Raw genomic sequence first — 2393 nt, forward strand, 5'->3', positions numbered from 1 at the left:
GCCCGGCACGGATAAACCGTGCCGGGCCCCACCGCGTACGGCCGTGTCGGCGGCCGCTCCGGTCCGTGCGCGGGTCAGATCCCGCGGCGCGGCGCCGGCGGCAGCGCCGGCCGGTCGGTCCTGCCCATGTGCTGCCGGGGATCCCGCTGCCAGGACCCCGGGTACTGCGTCTGCGTATGACCGAAGCCGCTGTGGCCGCCGTAGACGGGGTGGGATCCGTGCAGCCCGGTGCCGAACGCCGTGAAGCCGAGGTTCTCCTCGTTGCTCCGGTCGCCCGGCAGCGCTCTGAAGGACCTGCGGAACTCGGAGTAGAGGGCGTCGTAGATCGGGGTCGTCGAGAACCCGTCCGCTCCGTCCTGCGCCGGGCGCATCGAAGGGATCTGGCTCTGGTACTGCGGGCGGGAGGGGTCGTATGAGTGCACGTACGTGCCAACGACCCCGCCGTCCGTCGGATGCGGGCTGCCCGGGGAATTCGCCGGCTGCGGATACGGGCGCAGCCGGCGGGTGGGGCGCGTGGCCTCCGTCATGTGCCGGCCAGCGGCATCAGGGCGGCGACCAGAATGCCGTTGGCCGCGGCCTTCTCCAGGGCGTCGCGCAGCAGGTCCTCCCGGGGCTGCTGGCCGATGGAGCCGACCGGCGCGGCGAAGACCAGCACCCGCTGCGACTTGTTGGCCGCCGTCCGCCACCCCTCCGTGACCTGGAGCGGCTGGTGGGCCTGCCACCAGGCGGTCGGGGAGCCGCCGCCGGTGCCGGGCTGGAGTACGGCGTGGAGCTGGCCCATGGCGAGCAGCACCGACCAGCCGGGGTTCTGCGCGGGCACCGAGTCCAGTGCGGTGACCGGCTGGAAGCCCTGCTCGATCAGGAGCGACAGGAACTCGTCGGTGGTGGAGTCGGAGCCCGGCCGGGCGATCGGGGCGGTCGGCTCGACGACGAGGGCGGGGTGCAGGTCCTCCTCCAGCAGCACCAGACCGCTGGTGACACCGAGCACGGCCTGTCCGGGGGCGGCGTCGGGGACGGCGGGGGTCCGGGACGGCTGGGGCTGCTCGCCGCCGGTGATCGACCGGACGGCGCCCTGGAGCTGGTCCTCGGCGACCTGGACGACCTGGGAGGGGATACAGGTGGCGTGGGCGAAGGCGAGAACCGCGGTCTCCTCGCCCACGAACAGAACGGTGCTGGTCCGCTCCTGTTCGGAGTCGCCGGGCGTCCGGCAGGAGGTGCAGTCGTAACTGCCCGGGGAGTTCTCGCCGGCGAGCAGCCGGTCGGCTTCTTCGTCGCCGATCTCGGCGCGGACGTCCTCGCTGACATCGAGCATGCGCGGCACGGTTGGCTCCTCGAACTCGGTGCGTGGGCCGGGCTGTTCCCGGCTCGTACAGAGACAACGGGTGAGCCGTGGCCCGGGTCACGCGCGCGGGCGTACGGAATCGAACCGTCCCGCGCGGCGCGCCGACCGGTGGCCGGAACCCGTAGGACCGGGCCGGACCGGGGATCCGGGCGAATCCGTCGCCCCGGCCGGGCGGATCCCAGGTCAGTGGGTGTACGAATCGACAAGTCGGGATGTCGGTGCGTCACAGCGGTGGCCGGATCCCGTTGCTGCTTCCGGTGGTCTCCACGGCGGCTGCCCCCGGGGGACGGAGCGCGGGCGGCGGGCGGGCCCGGCGGATCCCCGTGTGCGCGGGGACGGGGCGAAGGCGGCGGGAAATCGTGAATTCGTTCCGGCACCCCATGGCGTCGCCATTGTCTGACGCGCGTTCATGCCCCACTTGCCGAGCTGAATTCAGAGAGCGAAATTTATGTGATCTTCGGGGCTTTGGAATTATCGACGCGTACGCGGTGACTGGTCCGTAAGGGTGAAGAGGTTCACACGCGGAGAGTGTCGGGAACCTGTGACACAAGCGTGACCGCCGAGGGACTCGAACGTTCCTCTCCCGGTAACGGACCGCTTCCGATGCCCTTCCGATCGCCCTTCCGTTCCGCTTCCTTCGGTGGCTCCCGGCGCCTACGGTGAGTGGTATGGCATCCCTACCGACCCCTCCCCGACAGCCCGACGACGCGCCGGAGTCCTACGTCGGACTCGACGCCGAGAGCGCCGAGCGGCAGGCTCGCGGGCGCGGCTGGACCCATCTCAGGGCGCTGCCCCCGGGCTCGATCATCACCATGGAGTTCGTCGTCGGCCGGCTCAACTTCGAGGTCGACGGCGGCAGGGTCGTGCGCTGCTGGGCCGGCTGACCTCCCCAGGCCCCCGCCCCGACCTCGTACGAAGGACCGCGCCCGTACGGCATCCCGCACCCGTACGGCACGACGAAGCCCCGGCCGCGCGCCCGGGGGTGTCGGGGGCCCCGGGGGGGTGGGGGGGGGGCGGGCCCCCCCCACGCCCACGGCCGTGGCGGTGGCCG

General features: G+C 72.5%; 3 protein-coding genes. 1 reads left to right on the top strand and 2 read right to left on the bottom strand.

Annotated features, from left to right (window positions below; all coding sequences use genetic code 11):
* Window positions 1-74 precede the first annotated feature (74 nt).
* Window positions 75-527 carry a hypothetical protein gene (locus ACFXPK_RS32755; RefSeq protein ID WP_385080798.1) on the bottom strand — a complete coding sequence of 151 codons (453 nt, stop codon included), beginning with the start codon at window positions 525-527 and terminating at the stop codon, window positions 75-77.
* Entirely contained in the window at window positions 524-1321 is a 798-nt protein-coding gene (locus tag ACFXPK_RS32760; RefSeq protein WP_385080799.1) for a hypothetical protein, read from the bottom strand. The genes ACFXPK_RS32755 and ACFXPK_RS32760 overlap by 4 nt, the downstream gene beginning before the upstream one ends.
* Before the next feature lie 689 nt (window positions 1322-2010).
* Between ACFXPK_RS32760 and ACFXPK_RS32765 the strand changes: the two genes are divergently transcribed.
* Window positions 2011-2226: an I78 family peptidase inhibitor gene (locus tag ACFXPK_RS32765; protein ID WP_385007932.1), complete on the top strand. Its 216-nt coding sequence runs from the start codon at window positions 2011-2013 to the stop codon at window positions 2224-2226.
* Window positions 2227-2393: the final 167 nt, after the last annotated feature.

The organism is Streptomyces sp. NPDC059142 (assembly GCF_042755665.1).
GTDB lineage: Bacteria > Actinomycetota > Actinomycetes > Streptomycetales > Streptomycetaceae > Streptomyces.

What these genes read in the sequence shown, in the direction of transcription:
- ACFXPK_RS32755 (WP_385080798.1), bottom strand. Translation starts at nt 527, where the DNA reads ATGACGGAGGCCACGCGCCCCACCCGCCGGCTGCGCCCGTATCCGCAG.
- ACFXPK_RS32765 (WP_385007932.1), top strand. Translation starts at nt 2,011, where the DNA reads ATGGCATCCCTACCGACCCCTCCCCGACAGCCCGACGACGCGCCGGAG.